Source organism: Streptomyces sp. NPDC045287 (assembly GCF_056432325.1).
This window is the reverse complement of sequence record NZ_JBWKJG010000012.1, coordinates 252,428-272,303: the sequence shown is the minus strand read 5'-3', so window position 1 is coordinate 272,303 and position 19,876 is coordinate 252,428. Positions and strand designations below refer to the sequence as shown.

Below are 19,876 nucleotides of genomic sequence, written 5' to 3'. Positions count from 1 at the left end.
TGCAGGGGGGACCCTGTGGGAGAGTAGGACACCGCCGAACAAATTGTGACGGGAAGCCCCGTGCCGGAAGGCACGGGGCTTTTCGCATTCCCGGGGTACCGCAGACGGCAACTCCGCCCCACCCCCTGCGCAGGCCGGCCCGCGCTGACGGTAAGGTCAGGGGCAGCATTGGCACGTTCCCACAGGAGGCCCCCGGGTGGAGGTTCAGGAGACTCGCGTTCAGACCGACCGGGTCCTCACCATCCCCAACATCCTGAGCATGGCCCGGCTCATCGGTGTACCGCTTTTCCTGTGGCTCATCCTCCGCCCCGAGTTCGGCGGGCCCAACAGTGACGGCTGGGCCCTCCTGGTCCTCGCCCTGAGCGGCGTCAGCGACTACCTCGACGGCAAGCTCGCCCGACGCTGGAACCAGATCAGCAGCCTCGGACGCATTCTCGACCCGGCCGCCGACCGCCTCTACATCCTCTCCACCCTCGTCGGCCTGACCTGGCGCGACATCCTCCCGCTCTGGCTCACCGCGGTACTTCTCGCACGCGAGGCGATGCTGTTGGTGATGGTGGGAATCCTCCGCCGCCACGGCTATCCGCCGCCGCAGGTGAACTTCCTCGGCAAGGCGGCCACGTTCAACCTCATGTACGCGTTCCCGTTGCTACTGCTCAGCGACGGCAACACGTGGCTTGCGTCACTCGCTGAAGTTTTCGGGTGGGCCTTCGCAGGATGGGGTACAAGTCTCTACTGGTGGGCAGGGATCCTCTACGTGATCCAAGTCCGCCGACTAGTCAAGGCGGAAACCGCAGCCGAATGACCCTGTCTTTCCGCGCCGAAACGTAAGAACCGACGTCGGCGTGTTATCAGAGGGCCACAGCAAAGACGGGGAAATTCGGCCAGATCGTCGTCGCTGCAAGGAGGACGCTTCCGACATGAAGGCCGTCGTGATGGCCGGAGGCGAAGGCACCAGACTTCGCCCCATGACCTCGAGCATGCCCAAGCCGCTCCTGCCGGTCGCCAACCGGCCGATCATGGAGCATGTGCTGCGCCTGCTCAAACGGCATGGACTCACCGAGACCGTCGTAACCGTGCAGTTCCTCGCCTCGCTCGTCAAGAACTACTTCGGTGACGGCGAAGAGCTCGGAATGGAGCTCACCTACGCCCACGAGGAGAAGCCACTCGGCACCGCCGGCAGCGTCAAGAACGCCGAACAGGCACTGAAGGACGACGCGTTCCTGGTCATCTCCGGGGACGCCCTCACCGACTTCGACCTGACCGACCTCATCGCCTTCCACAAAGAGAAGGGCGCCCTGGTCACCGTCTGCCTGACGCGCGTACCGAACCCCCTCGAATTCGGCATCACCATCGTCGACGAGGAAGGCCGCGTCGAACGGTTCCTCGAGAAGCCCACCTGGGGACAGGTCTTCTCCGACACCGTCAACACGGGCATCTACGTCATGGAGCCCGAGGTCTTCGACTACGTCCAGCCTGACGTCTCCGTCGACTGGTCCGGCGACGTCTTCCCCCAGCTCATGAAGGAAGGCAAGCCGATCTACGGCTACGTCGCCGAGGGCTACTGGGAAGACGTCGGCACCCACGAGAGCTACGTGAAGGCCCAGGCCGACGTCCTCGAAGGCAAGGTCGACGTCGAACTCGACGGCTTCGAGATCTCCCCCGGCGTCTGGGTCGCCGAAGGCGCCGAGGTCCACCCCGACGCCGTCCTGCGCGGACCCGTCTACGTCGGGGACTACGCCAAGGTCGAAGCCGACGTAGAGATCCGCGAGCACACCGTCATCGGATCCAACGTGGTCGTGAAGAGCGGCGCCTTCCTCCACAAGGCGGTTGTTCACGACAACGTCTACATCGGGCCGCACAGCAACCTGCGCGGCTGCGTCATCGGCAAGAACACCGACATCATGCGGGCCGCCCGCATCGAGGACGGCGCCGTCATCGGCGACGAGTGCCTCGTCGGCGAAGAATCGATCGTCCAGGGGAACGTCCGCGTCTACCCCTTCAAGACGATCGAAGCCGGTGCCTTCGTCAACACCTCCGTCATCTGGGAGTCCCGCGGCCAGGCCCACCTCTTCGGCGCGCGCGGCGTCTCCGGCATCCTCAACGTCGAGATCACCCCCGAACTCGCCGTCCGGCTCGCCGGCGCCTACGCCACCACCCTGAAGAAGGGCGCGACCGTCACCACGGCCCGCGACCACTCCCGGGGTGCCCGGGCCCTGAAGCGGGCCGTGATCTCCGCCCTGCAGGCCAGCGCCATCGACGTACGGGACCTGGAGAACGTGCCCCTGCCCGTGGCCCGCCAGCAGACCGCGCGCGGCAGCGCCGGCGGCATCATGATCCGGACCACCCCCGGCGTGCCGGACTCCGTCGACATCATGTTCTTCGACGAACGCGGCGCCGACCTGTCCCAGGCCGGACAGCGGAAGCTCGACCGGGTCTACGCGCGCCAGGAGTACCGCAGGGCGTTCCCCGGCGAGATCGGAGACCTCAGCTTCCCGTCGAGCATCTTCGACCAGTACACCGGCGCCCTCCTGCGCAGCGTCGACACGACCGGCATCGCCGAAGCCGGCCTCAAGGTCGTCGTCGACGCGTCCAACGGCAGTGCGGGACTCGTCCTGCCGAGCCTCCTCGGCCGGCTCGGCGTCGACTCGCTGACGATCAACCCCGGTCTCGACGAGTCGCGGCCCACCGAATCCGCCGACTCCCGCCGGGCCGGCCTCGTACGGCTCGGAGAGATCGTCGCCTCCGCGCGGGCCGCGTTCGGCGTGCGGTTCGACACCGTCGGCGAACGGCTGTCGCTCGTCGACGAACGCGGCCGGATCATCGAGGACGACCGGGCGCTGCTCGTCATGCTCGACCTGGTCGCGGCCGAACGGCGCAGCGGCCGGGTCGCTCTGCCGGTCACGACCACCCGCATCGCCGAGCAGGTCGCCGCGTACCACGGCACCCAGGTCGACTGGACGACGACCTCACCGGACGACCTGACACGGGTTGGGCGCGAGGAGTCCACCATCTTCGGTGGAGACGGGCTGGGCGGGTTCATCGTCCCCGAATTCAGCAGCGTCTTCGACGGGACCGCCGCCTTCGTGCGGCTCCTCGGCCTCGTCGCGCGCACCCAGCTCACTCTCAGCCAGATCGACGCGCGCATCCCCCGCGCCCACGTGCTGCGGCGGGACCTCGCGACGCCGTGGGCCGTCAAGGGGCTCGTCATGCGGCGGGTCGTCGAAGCCGCCGGCGACCGGCACGTCGACACCACCGACGGCGTGCGCGTCGTGGAGGCGGACGGGCGGTGGGTGCTCGTCCTGCCCGACCCGGCCGAGGCCGTCACCCACCTGTGGGCCGAAGGCCCCGACGACGAGTCCGCCCAGGCGCTCCTCGACGAGTGGGCCGCCGTGGTGGACAGCGCCGGGCGCTGACCCCCTCGCCCACCGGCTGACCGGTGCGCCGGACCGATCGTACGACCGCGTCCGGCGTACCGGTGGGGCCATTCGGCGGTAGCCGCTCCGACATGCGACGATGTGCGGCATGTCGCAGCAGCCCCCCGTTCGGAGCACCGGCTCCCCGCCTCCGCGTCCTGACGCGTCGATGTCGCTGCTGACCAATGTGATGGACCACGCGCTCGACGACGGGTACGCGGAGGCGACCGCCCGCCGTGCCGCCGAGGGGGGCCTGCCGCGTACGTTGCGGACCAGGCTGGGCCTCGCCGCCGGGCTCGTCCTCGCCGCGGCGGTCGTCACGCTCGGTGCCGCCCAGACGCGGATATCCGCGCCGGTCGTGGCGAAGGAGCGCGAGGAGCTCATCGACCGGATCCAGGCCGAGACGACCGCCGTGGACGGTCTAGAACAGGACATCGAAAAACTGCGCGGCGAAGTCGGGGAGCGGCAGCGCGCGGCGCTCCGGGAACACGGTGGCGATCGCGGTGCCCTCGTGGCGCTGCTGTCCGGTGCGACCGACGTGACCGGCCCCGGGATCAAACTCGTCGTCGACGACGCGAAGGACGTCGAGGGGGGCGGCGGCGGGCCGCGCGAGAGCGGCGGTTTCACCGACACCGGCCGCGTACGCGACCGGGACATGCAGCGGATCGTGAACGGTCTGTGGCAGTCCGGGGCGGAAGCCGTCGCGATCAACGGGCAGCGGCTGACCGCCCTGTCCGCGATCAGGGCGGCCGGCGACGCCATACTGGTCGACAACAAACCGCTCGTGCCGCCGTACACGGTGCTCGCGGTGGGGGACGGCAAACGGCTCGGCACCCGGTTCCAGAACAGCGCGGACGGCCGCTACCTGCACGCGCTGGAGGAGAACTTCGGCATCCGCAGCAGCGTCTCCGCCCAGGACCGGGTCCGTCTGCCGGCGGCGCCGAGCCTGATCGTACGTACAGCACAGCCGAGGACCTCCGGAGCCGGCGCGGGCGACGGACAGGGCACGGCCGACACAGGGAAGGGCACATCGTGATCGCCGTACTGGGCCTCGTCGTGGGAGTCGTGGTCGGACTGTTGATCCGGCCCGAGGTACCGGCGGTGGTCGAGCCCTACCTGCCGATCGCCGTCGTCGCCGCGCTCGACGCGGTCTTCGGCGGGTTGCGGGCCATGCTCGACGGGATCTTCGTCGACAAGGTCTTCGTGGTCTCCTTCCTGTCGAACGTCGTCGTGGCCGCGCTGATCGTGTTCCTCGGCGACAAGCTGGGCGTCGGCGCGCAGCTGTCCACGGGGGTCGTGGTCGTCCTCGGCATCCGGATCTTCTCCAACGCGGCCGCCATCCGGCGGCACGTGTTCCGGGCGTGAGGCCGATGAGCAACGAAGACCGCACCCCGCACGAGGACCGCACCCCGCACGAGCCGGGGCAGCCGGAGGCGGCGCGGCCGGAGTCCGCGGAGATGACCGGCCGGCAGCGGCTGGTCGCCGGGCTGTGGCCGCCGCGGGTCACCCGCGCGCAACTCGTCGTCGCCCTGCTGCTGTTCGGTCTGGGACTGGGCCTGGCCATCCAGGTCCGCTCCACCAGCGACGACGGCGCGCTGCGCGGCGCCCGCCAGGAGGACTTGGTCCGCATCCTGGACGAGCTGGACGACCGCAGTCAGCGGCTCGAGGACGAGAAGACCCGGCTCGACGCGCAGCGCCGGGAGCTGGAGAACAGCTCCGACCAGGCCGAAGAGGCCCGTCAGCAGACCCAGGAGAGGGAGCGTCAGCTGGGCGTCCTGGCCGGTACGGTGGCCGCCGAGGGACCCGGCATCACGTTCACCGTCGAGGACCCGCTCACGGCCGTCGAACCGGACAAGCTGCTCGACACGATCCAGGAGCTGCGCGCCGCCGGCGCCGAGGCCATCCAGGTCAACGGCGTGCGGGTCGTCGCGGACTCGTACTTCTCCGGGGAGGCCGGGGCCGTCGAGGTGGACGGGCGGAAGATCAGCGCGCCGTACCGGTTCCAGGTCATCGGCAAGCCGCAGGATCTGGAGCCCGCGCTCAACATTCCCGGCGGGATCGTGCAGTCGCTGGAGAAGGAGCAGGCCACGGCCACCGTGACCCGCTCGGAGAAGATCGTTGTTGACGCCTTGCGACGGGCGGAGCGGCCTGACTACGCTCGGTCGTCATCGCGGTGAAGCGGAGGCGCATGGGGGCCTCGTGGTGGGGTAATGCCCGAGGGGCCGGGCCGGACAGGGGAGGCGAAGCAGTGGGGGCGGCTCCCGTGACCGGGGAATCGTGGAGGCGTCGGAGGATCGGCCGCCCGGGCCGGGAGGTTGCGGGGGGTCGCCGTACCAAGAGCGTGGTGCGTGGTGGAAACTGTCCGGAGGATACGGACGTTGTGAAGGTGTCCGGGTCGGCAGGTGTGTTCAATCAGGGTTCGTCCTGCCCCACGGGCGGGTCTGTTTCGTTCAAGGGGAATCGCCCGTGAAGTTGTTTGCGAAGTTGTTCGGCAAGAGCGCACGCGAGGACGGCGGCAACGCCAGGCATCGCGCGTCGCGGCACGGTCGGAGCGAGGAGGAGCGGGACGCCGGGCGTCCCCTCTTCCGCGACGAGGTCGCTGGTCCGGGTGGTGACATTACGGGCGGACAGGGCGCGTCTTCTGTTGACCCTGCCGGTCCCGGCCGCATAGGTTCCGATCCGTACGCGACCAGCGTCCACGCGGCCGAGCCGCGGCAGGAGGATGGGTCCATGCCGGTGTGTACGCGGTGCGGACACCGCAATGCCGAGGCGAGTCGGTTCTGCTCCAACTGCGGGGCGCCGCTGCGGGGCGGGGTCCCGGTGGAGCGCGCGTCGGAGACGACGTCGACGATCTCCATCTCGGGGCTCGAGGCGTACGACGGCGAGGCCACCGGCCAGACGGCGCTGCCGTCGCTGACGCCCGAGGCGCAGGCCGCGGTGGACGCCCTGCCGCTGGGTTCGGCGCTGCTCGTGGTGCGGCGCGGGCCGAACTCCGGCAGCCGCTTCCTCCTCGACGGCGATCTGACGACCGCGGGCCGCCACCCCCAGAGCGACATCTTCCTGGACGACGTGACCGTGTCCCGTCGCCACGTGGAGTTCCGCAGGGCGGCCGACGGCAGCTTCACCGTCGCGGACGTCGGCAGCCTCAACGGCACCTACGTCAACCGTGAGCCGATCGACGCCGTCCGGCTCACCAACGGTGACGAGGTGCAGATCGGCAAGTACCGACTGGTCTTCTACACGAGCCAGCGGGGCGTCTGACCCTCCCCCGGACGCCGTCCGGGGGGACCCCAGGGAAGGTCCATGCGGCGAACACCGACGGGCGGTGCCGGTCACGGCACCGCCGACGCGGGTGACCGGCTGGTGAGTATCGGTACGGTCCTCAACCAGCTGCGGGAGGAGTTTCCCGAGGTCACCATCTCCAAGATCCGGTTCCTGGAGGCGGAGGGGCTCGTCGAGCCGCGGCGGACGGCGTCCGGGTACCGGAAGTTCAGCCCGCGCGACGTGGAGCGGCTGGCGCTGATCCTCCGCATGCAGCGGGACCACTACCTGCCGCTGAAGGTCATCCGGGAGCACCTGGACGCCTTGGCCCGCGGTGAGCAGGCCGTCCTGCCCACCCAGGGGCCGCGCGGCGAGTCGCCGGACGGCGGCAGCCCGTGGGAGCCGGACGCGGACCGGGGCGCGGCCGCGCGGGTCGGCCGCGCCGAGCTCCTCGCCGCCGCGGGGGCGAGCGAGGAGCAGCTCGCCGAGTGGGAGTCGTACGGACTGGTCGCCCCGGCGGTGGACGGCGGTTACGACGCCGAGGCGGTGACGGTCGCCAAGCTCGTCGCCGAGCTGGGCCGCTACGGGCTGGAGCCCCGCCACCTGCGGGCGGTGAAGGCCGCCGCCGAGCGCGAGGCGGGGCTGGTGGAGCAGGTCGTCGCGCCGCTGCGGCGGCACCGCAACCCGCAGACCCGGGCGCACGCCGAGGCCACCGCGAAAGAGCTGGCCGCGCTGTCCGTCCGGCTGCACGCGGCCCTCGTCAGGTCGGCCCTCGGAGTCCGGTTCCCCTGACCTTGGCGGATCCCGACTATCCAAACCGGTGCGGCACGTCCTAGGGTTGCTGTGTGAACGAGCTCGATGTTGTCGGTGTCCGGGTGGAAATGCCGTCCAACCAGCCGATCGTGCTCCTGCGTGAAGTGGGAGGCGACCGCTACCTCCCGATCTGGATCGGCCCGGGAGAGGCGACGGCGATCGCCTTCGCCCAGCAGGGCATGACCCCTGCCAGGCCGCTCACCCACGACCTCTTCAAGGACGTGCTCGAGGCCGTGGGCCAGGAGCTGACGGAGGTCCGCATCACGGACCTCCGCGAAGGGGTCTTCTACGCGGAGCTGGTCTTCGCCAGCGGTGTCGAAGTGAGTGCCCGGCCCTCCGACGCCATAGCGCTGGCCTTGCGTACCGGAACGCCGATCTTCGGCAGCGACGGCGTCCTCGACGACGCCGGGATCGCGATCCCGGACGAGCAGGAGGACGAGGTGGAGAAGTTCCGCGAGTTCCTCGACCAGATCTCTCCCGAGGACTTCGGCACCGGCAACCAGTGACCGCGACCGCGCCGCGTACCGGAGCGCGGTGCGCCCGGGCGCGCGGAGGTGGTGTCCTCCCGGCGTTCGGGGGGCGCTCGCCGCGTTTTCAGCGCATTCGAGTAGCGGTTCCCGGAATCGGGACACGTCAAACCACTCTCAGGGTGATTATCACTCGGCGTGGCGAGTGTGGCGATCGTTGACGCACCCCTGGGGACTGCCTACCGTCGATGTGGCAGGTCAAGGACGGAGGGTCGGCGTGATGAGCAGCGGCGACGGTACGGCAGGGGGTCTCCCCGGACGGAGTCCGGTGGGGAGCGGGCCGTATCCGTTTCACGGGGATGCGGCCGAGCCGACGACCGACGTCATCGGGTACCGGGGCCCCACCGCGTGCGCGGCCGCCGGCATCACGTACCGGCAGCTCGACTACTGGGCCCGTACGGGGCTGGTCGAGCCGAGCGTCCGGCCCGCGTACGGGTCGGGCACGCAGCGCCTCTACAGCTTCCGCGACGTCGTCGTCCTGAAGATCGTCAAGCGGTTCCTGGACACCGGTGTCGCCCTGCAGAACATCCGGGCCGCCGTGCAGCACCTGCGCGGCAAGGGACTGCGCGACCTGGAGCGCATGACGCTGATGAGCGACGGCGCGACGGTGTACGAGTGCTCGTCGCCGGACGAGGTCGTGGACCTGCTCCAGGGTGGGCAGGGGATCTTCGGGATCGCGGTCGGCGTGGTGTGGCGGGACGTCGAGGCGGCGCTGTCGCAGCTGCACGGCGAGCGGGTCGACACCGGTGAGACCCTCCTCGGGCAGAACCCGGCCGACGAGCTGGCCCGCCGCAGGCGCGACAAGGCCGTCTGAGCGGCGCGCCCGCCGCCGTACGCGTGTGCGGGCGATTGTCAGTGGGGTGGGGCAGCATCGGTGGTGTGAGAGCCGCGCCGACGATCCTGCACCTGGACATGGACGCGTTCTACGCCGCCGTCGAGCAGGCGGCGAAGCCCAGTCTGCGCGGGAAGCCCGTGATCGTGGGTGGTCTGGGGCCGCGCGGGGTCGTCGCGACGGCGTCGTACGAGGCGCGGCGGTTCGGGGTGCGGTCGGCGATGCCCATGGCGCAGGCCCGGCGGCTGGCGCCGAACGCCGCCTACCTGGTGCCGCGTTTCTCCGTCTACCGGTCGGTGAGCGGACAGGTCATGGAGTTGCTGGGGCGGCTGTCGCCGCTGGTGGAGCCGCTCAGCCTGGACGAGGCGTTCGTCGACCTGGAGGCCGGGGGAGCCGCGTGCGAGGGGGCGGCGGCGCGGGCGGTCGGGGAGCGACTGCGCCGGGACATCCGCGCCGTGACGGGGCTGACGGGGTCGGTGGGGCTGGCGGGCTCCAAGATGCTGGCGAAGATCGCCTCGGAGGAGGCCAAGCCGGACGGCCTCGTGCTCATCGAGCCGGGGACGGAGCGGGCGCTGCTGGCGCCGATGGGCGTGCGGACGCTGCCCGGTGTCGGGCCGGCGACCGAGGAGCACCTGCGGCGGGCCGGGATGACGACGGTCGCCGACCTGGCGGAGGCCGGTGAGGACGAGCTCGTACGGCTCCTGGGCAGGGCGCACGGGACGTCGCTGTACGCGATGGCGCTCGGCCGCGACGACCGGCCCGTGGTGGCGGAGCGGGACGCCAAGTCGATCTCCGTGGAGGACACCTTCGACGTGGACCTGCACGACCGGGTGCGGGTGCGGTGGGAGGTGGAGCGGCTCGCCGAGCGGTGCGTGCGCCGGCTGCGGGCCGCCGGCCGCTCGGGGCGCACGGTGGTGCTGAAGGTGCGGCGGTACGACTTCTCGACGCTGACCCGCTCCGAGACGCTGCGCGGCCCGACCGACGACCCCGTGGTGGTGCGGGAGGCCGCCGCCCGGCTGCTCGACGCCGTCGACACGACGGGCGGGGTGCGGCTGCTCGGCGTCGGGGTCAGCGGGCTGGCCGACTTCACGCAGGAGGACCTGTTCGCCCAGGCGGCGGTCGACGGGCCCCCGGCCGTGCCCGGCGCCTCCGACGGGGTGCCGCCGCTGTCCGCGGGGGAGGCCGCGGCCGGGCCGGAGGAGCCGCCGCCGGACGCCGGGCCGGGTGGGGGTGCCGTCGACGGCGGGGAGCCGGTGCCGGGGGAGCGGCGGTGGCTCGCCGGGGCGGATGTGCGGCACACCGCGTACGGGCCCGGGTGGGTGCAGGGCAGCGGGCTCGGCCGGGTCACCGTGCGGTTCGAGGAGCCGGGGTCGGCGCCCGGCAGGGTGCGGACGTTCCGGACGGACGACCCGGAGCTGGAGCCGGGCGATCCGCTGCCGCTGGTGCCGGGCGGCGGTCAGCCGCCCCCGTCCGCCGGCGTGCCGGAGTGCCTGCCCGGGGACGGCGCGGCCGGCAGGGCCAGGCCGTAGTGCCGGTACAGCCGCAGCTCCTGCTCCGGCGAGAGGTGCCGGCCCACCCCGAAGCCCGGGGCGTCCTTGATGAGGGCCTTCTCGTACGGGACGTGCAGGCCGTCGTCGGCCAGCTCGCTCGGCTCCAGCGGGACGAACGCGTCGCGCCCGAAGAGGCCCCTCCGTACGGCCGCCCATTCGGGGACGCCCGTCGCGTCGTCCAGGTACACCTCGTCCACCGTGCCGACCTTGCGGCCGTCGCGGTCGAACACCTTGCGCCCCATCAGGCCGCGCGGGTCGATGTCGGTTTGCACAGTTCCTCCAGCCGGTCGCAACGGGTCCATCACCCCTACGAAAGGGCACAACGGTGACCTCGGCCACTCGAGGGATCGGCCTGGAACCTCGCTGGTAGGCTGGTCATGGCTGCTGACCCCGTGCGGGAGAGTCCTCCGGAGAAACCGTCCGGAGGCGCCGAAGGAGCAAATCCTCCCCGGAATCTCTCAGGCCCCTGTACCGCACGGACGAGGTCACTCTGGAAAGCAGGGCGGGCGTCGGACGGCACCCGCCCTCACCGACGGTGAAAGCCGTGCCACCCCTCACCGGGGTGCGCGGCGAAGCTCTCAGGTTGAGATGACAGAGGGGGAGGCCGTCCGGGCACCCGCGCCGAGGTGCCCCTCGCAGGTCGCTATGACCAGGAGGCCCCCGTACATGACCGCCAACCGCATTCCGCTCTCCCAACTCGAGCGGGGCACCCCCTTCGAGCAGCGCCACATCGGCCCCGACTCCGGGGCGCGCGCCAAGATGCTCGCGCAGGTCGGCTACGGCTCGCTCGACGAGCTCACGGCGGCCGCGGTGCCGGACGCGATCAAGAGCGCCGAGGCGCTCGGCCTGCCCGAGGCCCGCACCGAGGCCGAGGTCCTCGCCGAACTGCGTTCCCTGGCGGACCGCAACCAGGTCCTGGCCCCGATGATCGGCCTCGGCTACTACGGCACGTTCACGCCGCCGGTCATCCTCCGCAACGTCATGGAGAACCCGGCCTGGTACACGGCGTACACGCCGTACCAGCCGGAGATCTCGCAGGGCCGCCTGGAGGCGTTGCTCAACTTCCAGACCATGGTCGCCGACCTGACCGGTCTGCCCACCTCCGGCGCGTCCCTCCTCGACGAGGGCACCGCCGCCGCGGAGGCCATGTCCCTGGCCCGGCGCGTCGGCAAGGTCAAGAACGGCGTCTTCCTGGTCGACGCCGACGCCCTGCCGCAGACGATCGCCGTCATCGAGACCCGCGCCGAGCCAACCGGCGTCGAGGTCGTCGTCGCCGACCTGAGCGACGGCATCCCCGCCGAGGCGGCCGAGCGCGGCGTCTTCGGCGTCCTGATCCAGTACCCGGGAGCCTCCGGCGCCGTCCGCGACATCAAGCCGCTGATCGACGCCGCCCACGAGCTGGGCGCCGTCGTCACCGTCGCCGCCGACCTGCTGGCGCTGACCCTGCTGGCCTCGCCCGGTGAGCTGGGCGCGGACATCGCCGTCGGCACCACCCAGCGGTTCGGCGTCCCGATGGGCTTCGGCGGACCGCACGCCGGCTACATGGCCGTCCGCGACACGTTCGCCCGCAGCCTGCCCGGCCGCCTCGTCGGCGTCTCCGTCGACGCCGACGGGAACAGGGCGTACCGCCTCGCGCTCCAGACCCGTGAGCAGCACATCCGCCGCGAGAAGGCCACCAGCAACATCTGCACCGCCCAGGTGCTCCTCGCCGTCATGGCCGGCATGTACGCGGTCTACCACGGTCCCGACGGCCTGAAGGAGATCGCCCGGCGCACCCACCGGTACGCGGCGATCCTCGCGGCCGGCCTGCGCGCCGGCGGCGTCGAGGTGGTCCACGGCGGCTTCTTCGACACCGTCACCGCGCGCGTGCCCGGCAAGGCCGCCGAGGTCGTCGCCGCGGCCCGCGAGGGCGGCGTCAACATCCGCCTCGTCGACGCCGACCACGTCTCGGTCGCCTGCGACGAGACCACCAGCCGCGACCGGATCTCCACCGTGTGGGCCGCCTTCGGCGTGAGCGGCGACATCGAGGCCCTGGACGCCGAGACCGCCGACGCGCTGCCCGAGGCGCTGCTGCGCACCGACGCGTACCTCACCCACCCGGTCTTCCACGCGCACCGCTCCGAGACCGCGATGCTGCGCTACCTGCGCAGGCTCGCCGACCGCGACTACGCGCTGGACCGCGGCATGATCCCGCTCGGCTCCTGCACGATGAAGCTGAACGCGACCACCGAGATGGAGCCGGTCACCTGGCCCGAGTTCGGCCAGATGCACCCCTTCGCCCCGGCGGAGCAGGCCGAGGGCTACCTCAGCCTCATCCACGAGCTGGAGGACCGCCTCGCCGAGGTCACCGGCTACGACAAGGTGTCGATCCAGCCCAACGCCGGTTCGCAGGGCGAGCTCGCGGGCCTCCTCGCCGTCCGCGCCTACCACCGCGCCAACGGCGACGCGCAGCGCACGGTCTGCCTCATCCCGTCCTCCGCGCACGGCACCAACGCCGCGTCCGCCGTCATGGCCGGCATGAAGGTCGTCGTCGTCAAGACCGCCGACGACGGCGAGATCGACGTCGCGGACCTGCGCGCCAAGATCGAGCAGTACCGCGACGAGCTCGCCGTGCTGATGATCACGTACCCGTCGACGCACGGCGTCTTCGAGGAGCACGTCGCCGACATCTGCGCCCAGGTCCACGAGGCCGGCGGCCAGGTGTACGTCGACGGTGCCAACCTCAACGCGCTCGTCGGCCTGGCGAAGCCCGGCGAGTTCGGCGGCGACGTGTCGCACCTGAACCTGCACAAGACGTTCTGCATCCCGCACGGCGGCGGCGGCCCCGGCGTCGGCCCGGTCGCGGTCCGCTCCCACCTCGCCCCGTACCTGCCCAACCACCCGCTCCAGCCGGCCGCCGGCCCGGAGACCGGCGTCGGCCCGATCTCGGCGGCGCCGTGGGGCTCGGCCGGCATCCTGCCGATCTCCTGGGCGTACGTACGGCTCATGGGCGGCGAGGGCCTCAAGCGCGCCACGCAGGTCGCCGTCCTCGCGGCGAACTACATCGCCAAGCGCCTGGAGCCGTACTTCCCGGTCCTGTACACCGGCCCGGGCGGCCTGGTCGCGCACGAGTGCATCATCGACCTGCGGCCGCTGTCGAAGGAGACCGGCGTCAGCGTCGACGACATCGCCAAGCGCCTGATCGACTACGGATTCCACGCGCCGACCATGTCCTTCCCGGTCGCCGGCACGCTGATGATCGAGCCGACCGAGAGCGAGGACCTGGCGGAGCTCGACCGGTTCTGCGACACGATGATCGCGATCCGCGGCGAGATCGAGAAGGTCGCGTCGGGTGTCTGGCCGGCCGACGACAACCCGCTGCGCAACGCCCCGCACACGGCGGCCGCGCTCGGCGGCGAGTGGGACCACGCCTACAGCCGCGAGGAGGCCGTCTTCCCGGCCGGCGTCTCGGCCGCGGACAAGTACTGGCCGCCGGTGCGCCGGATCGACGGCGCCTTCGGCGACCGCAACCTGGTCTGCTCCTGCCCGCCGCTCGACGAGTACGACGCCTGAGGCGGGCGGCGGACGCGGTAGGCGTCGGGGCCGGTGCGGAGGCGATCACCTCCGCACCGGCCCCTCGCCGTCGTACCGTGCTCCGTACGGACGTACAGCCGTACGGACGCGGTCGTCCTGGCTAGGCGGCTCTCGCGATCCGCGCCGCGGTCAGGGGCCGGTGCGGTGCGATGATCTGCCCGTTGGGCAGCAGCTCACCCGTGTCCTCGAAGAGCAGGACGCCGTTGCACAGCAGGCTCCAGCCCTGCTCCGGGTGGTGCGCCACGATGCGGGCGGCCTCCCGGTCGGCGGAGTCTGCGGTCGGGCAGGGTGGCTGGTGCTGGCACATGGCTGGGTTCTTTCGCTGCGGTGTGGAGTCTGCTCTGCGGCTCGATGCGGTGTTCATGGCCGCCCCCCGTCTTCCGGTCGGTCCGTTTCCAGTGTTGCCCCACGGCTCCGTTTCCGCAGGGATTTCACGGCAGCGCTTCCTACTGGTGAAGGACGTATCACCCGTGCGGATGGTTCGGCGCAACCCCCCTGTCCCTTCGGGTGGTTCTGAGGGCCGCAGCGGACTAGTCCGGTCGGGTCAGGGGGCGTGCGCGACGGTGCTCCGCGCCCCCTGGGGCGCGGAGCACCGGGCCGTGCGGTGTGTGACGTCGCGTCAGGCCGACGAGCCGAGCAGCGGCGGCGGCGCGAGACGTACGGCGAGCCGCGGCAGCAGGTCCGCGACGCGGTGCGGGCGGTGCGCGGCGATCCCGGGCGGCGCGGGGGCCAGCGGGATCAACACGTCCGCCGGGTCGGGCGCGCCGTCGGCGGGGTCGGCGTCCGGGTCGCCGTGCAGCCACAGCGTCAGCATGTACAGCTCGGGCACCGACAGCAGGCGCGGCTGCCAGGGAGCCCCGGACAACTCGGCCTGACGCAGCGCCCGTTCCGTGGAGGTGAGGTAGGGGCCTTCGAAGAAGTGCGAGAAGGTCCAGCCGCCCGCCGTGCGCAGGGTGTCCGCGGCCGCCAGGGTCACCTCCCCGCCGCGGATCAGGAACCGCCACCCCGCGAGCCGGGTGGCGGGTGCGCCCGCCGGCCCGCCCGCCGCCGCGGTGACGCCGAGGACGTGAACGGGGAGCGGCAGTTCCGCACTGAGCGGTCCCTGTGCGGAGCGCAGTGCGGGAGTGCTGGCCTCGCGCAGGGCGGGGGAGCCGAGGGCCGCGAGGACGCTGTGCAGGGCAGGCGTGGGTACCTGGGAGACGTGGAGCGGCATGGTGGGTCGCCTCTCACTCAAGAGACAGGAGGGGTGGAGCGTGCGTGGGTGCGGACGGCGCTGTCAGCGACGGGGCCATGGGGCGCCGGGGCGCCATGCCGGGCGCCGGAGTCTCAGCCTCGTGGGCGGAGTTTATACGACAAATGTTCACGCCATGTTTCCGCTAACCGCTCCCGATAACCCCGTCAAGGTCGCAACGCGCCTTGTATACGTGGCAATTTCCGCTGAAATATCCAGGGATCCGAAGCCGCTGCCTGCAATGTCGTCCACCGCGTGGACGGCTGAATCTCGTCGGCTTTTTCCATCACGTCGTCCGGTGAGATCTGCTAGCCGCGCCATGCCTCCGGAATGTGCCGGGAGGCCGTTCGTGCCAGCCTAGTGGCAAAGCCCTCGCCGCAGGGGCGTTACGGATCGGCCGGGCGGGGCATCATCGTCCCTGACCGAGCGGCGAGGCCGCGTGCCGCCACTCGAGGAGGGACGCTTCGATGGGGGAGAAGGTCGTGGCAGCCGGGTTCGACCTGGCCGATCGGCAGAGGTACCGCAGGAAACTCCGGGACTGCCTGGAGGCGCTGGAGAGGCTGTTGGCGGAGAAGCGGTTCGACCGCCCCAGGAATCTGATGGGGCTGGAGATCGAGCTGAATCTCGTGGGTTCCGACGGGCTCCCCCGGATGATGAACGCGCAGGTGCTGGAGCGCATCGCCAGTCGGGATTTCCAGACCGAACTCGGAATGTTCAATCTGGAAGTGAACGTCGCTCCCCACCGGCTCGCCGGGCACGTTTTCTCCCAGCTCGCCGAGGAACTGCGCACGGGCCTCGGATACGCCCACCGCAAGGCGGAGGAGCTGGGCGCCGGCGTCGTGATGGTCGGCATCCTGCCCACGCTCACCCGCCACGACGTGGACCTCGTCAACATCTCGGACGTCGACCGCTACATGCTGCTCAACGACCAGATCGTCGCCGCCCGCGGCGAGGACTTCGCGCTGGAGATCGACGGCGTGGAGCGGCTCGGCTGCACGGCCGCCTCCATCACCCCGGAGGCCGCCTGCACCTCCGTACAGCTCCACCTCCAGGTCACCCCGGGGCGCTTCGCCGACGTGTGGAACGCCGCCCAGGCGGTCGCCGCCGTGCAGATCGCGACCGGCGCCAACTCGCCGTTCCTCTTCGGCCGCGAGCTGTGGCGCGAGACCCGGCCGCCGCTGTTCCAGCAGGCCACGGACACCCGCCCGCCCGAGCTCCAGGCCCAAGGGGTGCGCCCGCGCACCTGGTTCGGCGAGCGGTGGGTGGACTCCGCGTACGAGCTGTTCGAGGAGAACCTCCGCTACTTCCCCGCGCTGCTGCCGCTCTGCGACGACGAGGAACCGCTGCGCGTCCTCGACGGCGGCGGCGTGCCGTCCCTGCGGGAACTCGTCCTGCACAACGGCACCGTGTACCGCTGGAACCGGCCCGTGTACGGCGTGGTGGACGGCGTCCCGCACCTGCGCGTCGAGAACCGCGTCCTGCCCGCCGGGCCCACCGTCGACGACGTCGTCGCCAACGCCGCCTTCTACTACGGCCTCGTGCGCGCCCTCGCCGAGGACCCCCGGCCGGTGTGGAAGCGGATGTCCTTCGCGGACGCGTCCGACAACTTCGACGCCGCCTGCCGGTACGGCATCGATGCCGAACTGCGCTGGCCCCGTCCCGGGCGCGGCGGCGTGACCGCCGTACCCGCGGTGAAGCTCGTACGGGACGAACTGCTGCCGCTCGCCGCGGCCGGGCTGGACGCGTGGGGCATCGAGCCCGCCGACCGCGACCGCTGCCTCGGCATCATCGAGGAGCGTTGCCGCCGGCGCTTCAACGGTGCCTCGTGGCAGGTGGAAACGTTTCACCGGGCCCAGGAGGCCGGCCTCGACCGGGAGGCGGCGCTGGCCGCCACCGCGCGCCGCTACCGCGAGCTGGCGCTGATCGGCCAGCCGGTCCACACCTGGCCCGTGCCCCTGCCGGGGCCGTACCCGCAGCGCACCCGCTGAGGGCGCGCGGGGCCTCCACGGGGACCCGTTCGCGCGCGCCGCGCGGCCGTCGGGCAAGCTGGACGGCGCGAGATCCACGGAGGGAGGCGCGCGTGCGGACAGGTGCGGGACGGACGGCCGGTGCGGTCGTGACGCCGTCGGCGGGCGAGCCGCGCAGGACCCTGCGGTCCGAGACGCTGATCGTGCTGGCCCTGTCGCTCGGCGCGAGCGCGGTCTCCTCCCTGATCAGCTTCGTCGGCTCGCTCACGAGGCCGGGCGGTCTGAAGGACCAGGCGGCCACGCTCAACGGCTCGTACGCGCCGGGCCGGCCGTGGCTCGACCTGGCCTGGCAGCTGTTCTCCCTCACCACCGCGCTCGTGCCGGTCGTCCTCGTCGCGCACCTGCTGCTGCGCGAGGGCGCCGGGCTGCGCGCGATCGGCTTCGACCGTCGCAGGCCCTGGCCCGACCTCGGGCGCGGGGCGCTCGTCGCGGCGGCGATCGGCAGCGCCGGGCTGGCGTTCTACCTGGTGGCGCGGGCGGTCGGGATGAACCTCACGGTGGTGCCCGAGGCGCTGCCGGGGGAGTGGTGGAAGTACCCGGTGCTGATCCTGTCGGCGATCCAGAACTCCGTCGTGGAGGAGGTCATCGTCGTCGGCTACCTGCTGCGCAGGCTCGGGCAACTGGGCTGGTCGCCGATGGCGGCGCTCGCGGCCAGTTCGGTGCTGCGCGGCTCGTACCACCTGTACCAGGGCGTCGGCGGGTTCATCGGCAACCTGGTCATGGGCGTCGTCTTCGTCCTGCTGTACCGGCGGTGGGGGCGGGTCGGGCCGCTGGTCGTGGCGCACGCGCTGCTCGACATCGTGGCCTTCGTCGGGTACGCGCTGCTCGCCGGCAGGGTGGGGTGGCTGCCCACGGCGTGACCCCGGGCGGGGCCCGCACCGTGTGGGCCGCGCTGTGGGCCCCGTCGCGCGGGCGGGGCGCAAGGGGCGGGCGCCGCGCGGCCCCGGCGGCCCTCAAACGCGCAGGTCGCCCTCGATGACGGTGACCGCCTGACCGGTCAGCAGGGTCCGCTCGCCGCGCAGCGCGGTGCGCACGATCCCGGTACGGGCGCCGCCCTGCAGCCCGGTCAGCTCGGCGCGGCCGAGGCGGGCCGACCAGAACGGGGCCAGCGCCGTGTGCGCGCTGCCCGTGACCGGGTCCTCGTCGATGCCCACGCGCGGGAAGAAGCAGCGTGAGACGAAGTCGTGGCCGCGCCCCGGGTCCTCGGCCGCCGCGGTGGCGATGACGCCCCGCTCGGACAGCCCGGCCAGCGCCGGGAGGTCCGGTGTCAGGGCGCGTACGGCCTTCTCGTCCCGCAGCTCGACCAGGAGGTCCCCGATGTGGGCGGCCGTGTCGTGGACCGAGACGACCTCCGCGCCGAGCGCGTCGGCGAGACCCTCCGGCGGGTCGACCGGGGTGAGCGGAGAGGTGGGGAAGTCCATCGTGATCGTGCCGTCCCCGGCGGCGGTCGTGGTGAGGACGCCGCAGCGCGCGGCGAAGCGCACGGTGCCGGTGGCCCGGCCGGTGGCGCGCAGCACGTGGGCGGTGGCCAGTGTGGCGTGCCCGCACATGTCGACCTCGGTGATGGGGGTGAACCAGCGCAGCGCCCAGTCGGCCCCGCCGCCGGGCGGGAGGGGGTGCGCGAAGGCGGTCTCGGAGAGGTTGACCTCCGCGGCGACCTTCTGGAGCCAGGGGTCGTCGGGGAAGGCGTCGAGGAGCAGGACGCCCGCCGGGTTGCCGGAGAAGGGGCGGTCGGTGAAGGCGTCGACGATACGTATCCGCATGAAGACGACCGTAGAGGGCCGCTGAAGCCGCGGGCCAAGGCCAATGTGCGGAGGCTGGACCGGAAAACCCGCTCACTGCCGTTGCCGAACGACTTCTTTCGATATATCGTTGAAGCATCGCGACAGATCAACGATAGAAGGAGTGCGGTCATGCGTTCACATGATCACGAGCATGAGCACGGACGGGGACACGGGCACTGCGGTCCCGGGCGGCACGGCCACGGTCACGGGGAGTTCGAGGAGCGGCGTGCCGCGTTCGGCCCCTTCGGGCCGGGCTTCGGCGGCCCCGGTTTCGGTGGCGGCCCCGGTTTCGGCGGACCGTTCGGCGGGCGGGGACGCGGCGGCGGCCGCGGCAGGGCACGACGCGGTGACGTCCGCGCCTCGATCCTGGCGCTCCTCAAGGACCGCCCCATGCACGGCTACGAGATGATCCGGGAGATCGCCGAGCGCAGCGGGGGCGCCTGGAAGCCGAGCCCCGGCTCCGTCTACCCGACCCTCCAACTGCTGGAGGACGAGGGGCTGATCGAGAGCCGCAGCGAGGGCGGCAAGAAGCTCTTCGCGCTCACCGACAGCGGGCGGGAGGAGGCGGAGTCCGCCCCCGAGGCCCCCTGGGAGGAGGCCGGCAAGGGCATCGACTGGGAGGCCATGAACGAGATCCGGCAGGCCGGCTTCGGGCTGCTGGAGGCATTCGGTCAGGTGTGGAAGACGGGCTCGGCCGAACAGCGGCAGAAGGCCCTCGGCGTCATCAACGACGCCCGCAAGAAGCTCTACCTCATCCTGGCCGACGAGGACTGAGCCCGCCCCGCCGGGGGCGCCGGGCCGCGCGTCCCCCGGCGCGTGCGCCCCGCGGGCCGGGCCCGCCCGCCGGGCGCCGATCAAGGCG

Annotated in this window: 18 protein-coding genes and 1 riboswitch; of the genes, 14 read left to right on the top strand and 4 right to left on the bottom strand. The window is 71.9% G+C overall.

The features are described 5' to 3' along the window. The first annotated feature begins 196 nt into the window (after positions 1-196). From clsA to AC07D6_RS21365, 10 genes are all read left to right on the top strand, one after another. Positions 197-805 (top strand): cardiolipin synthase ClsA, encoded by a 609-nt coding sequence (clsA, locus tag AC07D6_RS21410; RefSeq protein WP_315878243.1) that lies wholly within the window; start codon positions 197-199, stop codon positions 803-805. A 115-nt stretch (positions 806-920) separates the two neighbouring features. Next, entirely contained in the window at positions 921-3,416 is a 2,496-nt protein-coding gene (locus AC07D6_RS21405; RefSeq protein ID WP_315878242.1) for a sugar phosphate nucleotidyltransferase, read from the top strand. A gap of 109 nt (positions 3,417-3,525) precedes the next feature. Continuing rightward, complete coding sequence (locus AC07D6_RS21400) at positions 3,526-4,452, top strand: DUF881 domain-containing protein (RefSeq protein ID WP_479046591.1); 927 nt, start codon at positions 3,526-3,528, stop codon at positions 4,450-4,452. Continuing rightward, positions 4,449-4,781 (top strand): small basic family protein, encoded by a 333-nt coding sequence (locus AC07D6_RS21395; protein ID WP_010469069.1) that lies wholly within the window; start codon positions 4,449-4,451, stop codon positions 4,779-4,781. The genes AC07D6_RS21400 and AC07D6_RS21395 overlap by 4 nt, the downstream gene beginning before the upstream one ends. 5 nt (positions 4,782-4,786) lie before the next feature. Then, entirely contained in the window at positions 4,787-5,593 is an 807-nt protein-coding gene (locus tag AC07D6_RS21390; RefSeq protein WP_479046588.1) for a DUF881 domain-containing protein, read from the top strand. A gap of 181 nt (positions 5,594-5,774) precedes the next feature. Further along, positions 5,775-6,677: an FHA domain-containing protein gene (locus tag AC07D6_RS21385; RefSeq protein ID WP_315878248.1), complete on the top strand. Its 903-nt coding sequence runs from the start codon at positions 5,775-5,777 to the stop codon at positions 6,675-6,677. Between the two features lie 42 nt (positions 6,678-6,719). After that, complete coding sequence (ftsR, locus tag AC07D6_RS21380) at positions 6,720-7,469, top strand: transcriptional regulator FtsR (RefSeq protein ID WP_315878239.1); 750 nt, start codon at positions 6,720-6,722, stop codon at positions 7,467-7,469. Between the two features lie 53 nt (positions 7,470-7,522). Further along, complete coding sequence (locus AC07D6_RS21375; protein ID WP_023589746.1) at positions 7,523-7,996, top strand: bifunctional nuclease family protein; 474 nt, start codon at positions 7,523-7,525, stop codon at positions 7,994-7,996. A 241-nt stretch (positions 7,997-8,237) separates the two neighbouring features. Then, on the top strand, positions 8,238-8,831 hold the full coding sequence (locus AC07D6_RS21370; protein ID WP_479046585.1) for a MerR family transcriptional regulator: 594 nt from the start codon (positions 8,238-8,240) through the stop codon (positions 8,829-8,831). Between the two features lie 65 nt (positions 8,832-8,896). Next, positions 8,897-10,378, top strand: a complete 1,482-nt coding sequence (locus AC07D6_RS21365; RefSeq protein ID WP_479046583.1) for a DNA polymerase IV — start codon at positions 8,897-8,899, stop codon at positions 10,376-10,378. On the opposite strand, the gene AC07D6_RS21360 is transcribed toward AC07D6_RS21365, so the two are convergent. Beyond that, on the bottom strand, positions 10,306-10,701 hold the full coding sequence (locus AC07D6_RS21360) for a PRC-barrel domain-containing protein (RefSeq protein WP_479046580.1): 396 nt from the start codon (positions 10,699-10,701) through the stop codon (positions 10,306-10,308). The genes AC07D6_RS21365 and AC07D6_RS21360 overlap by 73 nt on opposite strands. A gap of 83 nt (positions 10,702-10,784) precedes the next feature. Beyond that, a riboswitch (glycine riboswitch) is annotated at positions 10,785-10,883 on the top strand. 182 nt (positions 10,884-11,065) lie between these two features. Here AC07D6_RS21360 and gcvP point away from each other — a divergent pair. Further along, positions 11,066-13,951 (top strand): aminomethyl-transferring glycine dehydrogenase, encoded by a 2,886-nt coding sequence (gcvP, locus tag AC07D6_RS21355; RefSeq protein ID WP_479046577.1) that lies wholly within the window; start codon positions 11,066-11,068, stop codon positions 13,949-13,951. Between the two features lie 121 nt (positions 13,952-14,072). On the opposite strand, the gene AC07D6_RS21350 is transcribed toward gcvP, so the two are convergent. Both AC07D6_RS21350 and AC07D6_RS21345 read right to left on the bottom strand, forming a co-directional pair. Next, on the bottom strand, positions 14,073-14,279 hold the full coding sequence (locus tag AC07D6_RS21350) for a DUF5999 family protein (protein WP_315878235.1): 207 nt from the start codon (positions 14,277-14,279) through the stop codon (positions 14,073-14,075). 312 nt (positions 14,280-14,591) lie between these two features. After that, positions 14,592-15,185, bottom strand: a complete 594-nt coding sequence (locus AC07D6_RS21345; RefSeq protein WP_315878234.1) for a hypothetical protein — start codon at positions 15,183-15,185, stop codon at positions 14,592-14,594. Positions 15,186-15,670: 485 nt separating this feature from the next. Between AC07D6_RS21345 and AC07D6_RS21340 the strand changes: the two genes are divergently transcribed. Together AC07D6_RS21340 and AC07D6_RS21335 are read left to right on the top strand one after the other, a co-directional pair. After that, positions 15,671-17,191 (top strand): glutamate-cysteine ligase family protein, encoded by a 1,521-nt coding sequence (locus AC07D6_RS21340; protein ID WP_315878233.1) that lies wholly within the window; start codon positions 15,671-15,673, stop codon positions 17,189-17,191. A 92-nt stretch (positions 17,192-17,283) separates the two neighbouring features. Continuing rightward, positions 17,284-18,090, top strand: coding sequence for a CPBP family intramembrane glutamic endopeptidase (locus tag AC07D6_RS21335; protein ID WP_479046574.1), 807 nt, complete (start codon positions 17,284-17,286; stop codon positions 18,088-18,090). A gap of 93 nt (positions 18,091-18,183) precedes the next feature. Here the strand turns inward: AC07D6_RS21335 and AC07D6_RS21330 are convergent, their stop codons facing one another. Beyond that, positions 18,184-18,993 carry a PhzF family phenazine biosynthesis protein gene (locus tag AC07D6_RS21330; RefSeq protein WP_315878231.1) on the bottom strand — a complete coding sequence of 270 codons (810 nt, stop codon included), beginning with the start codon at positions 18,991-18,993 and terminating at the stop codon, positions 18,184-18,186. A gap of 150 nt (positions 18,994-19,143) precedes the next feature. On the opposite strand from AC07D6_RS21330, the gene AC07D6_RS21325 reads away from it, so the two are divergent. Next, positions 19,144-19,788 (top strand): PadR family transcriptional regulator, encoded by a 645-nt coding sequence (locus AC07D6_RS21325; protein ID WP_479046570.1) that lies wholly within the window; start codon positions 19,144-19,146, stop codon positions 19,786-19,788. The last annotated feature ends 88 nt before the right edge of the window (positions 19,789-19,876 follow it).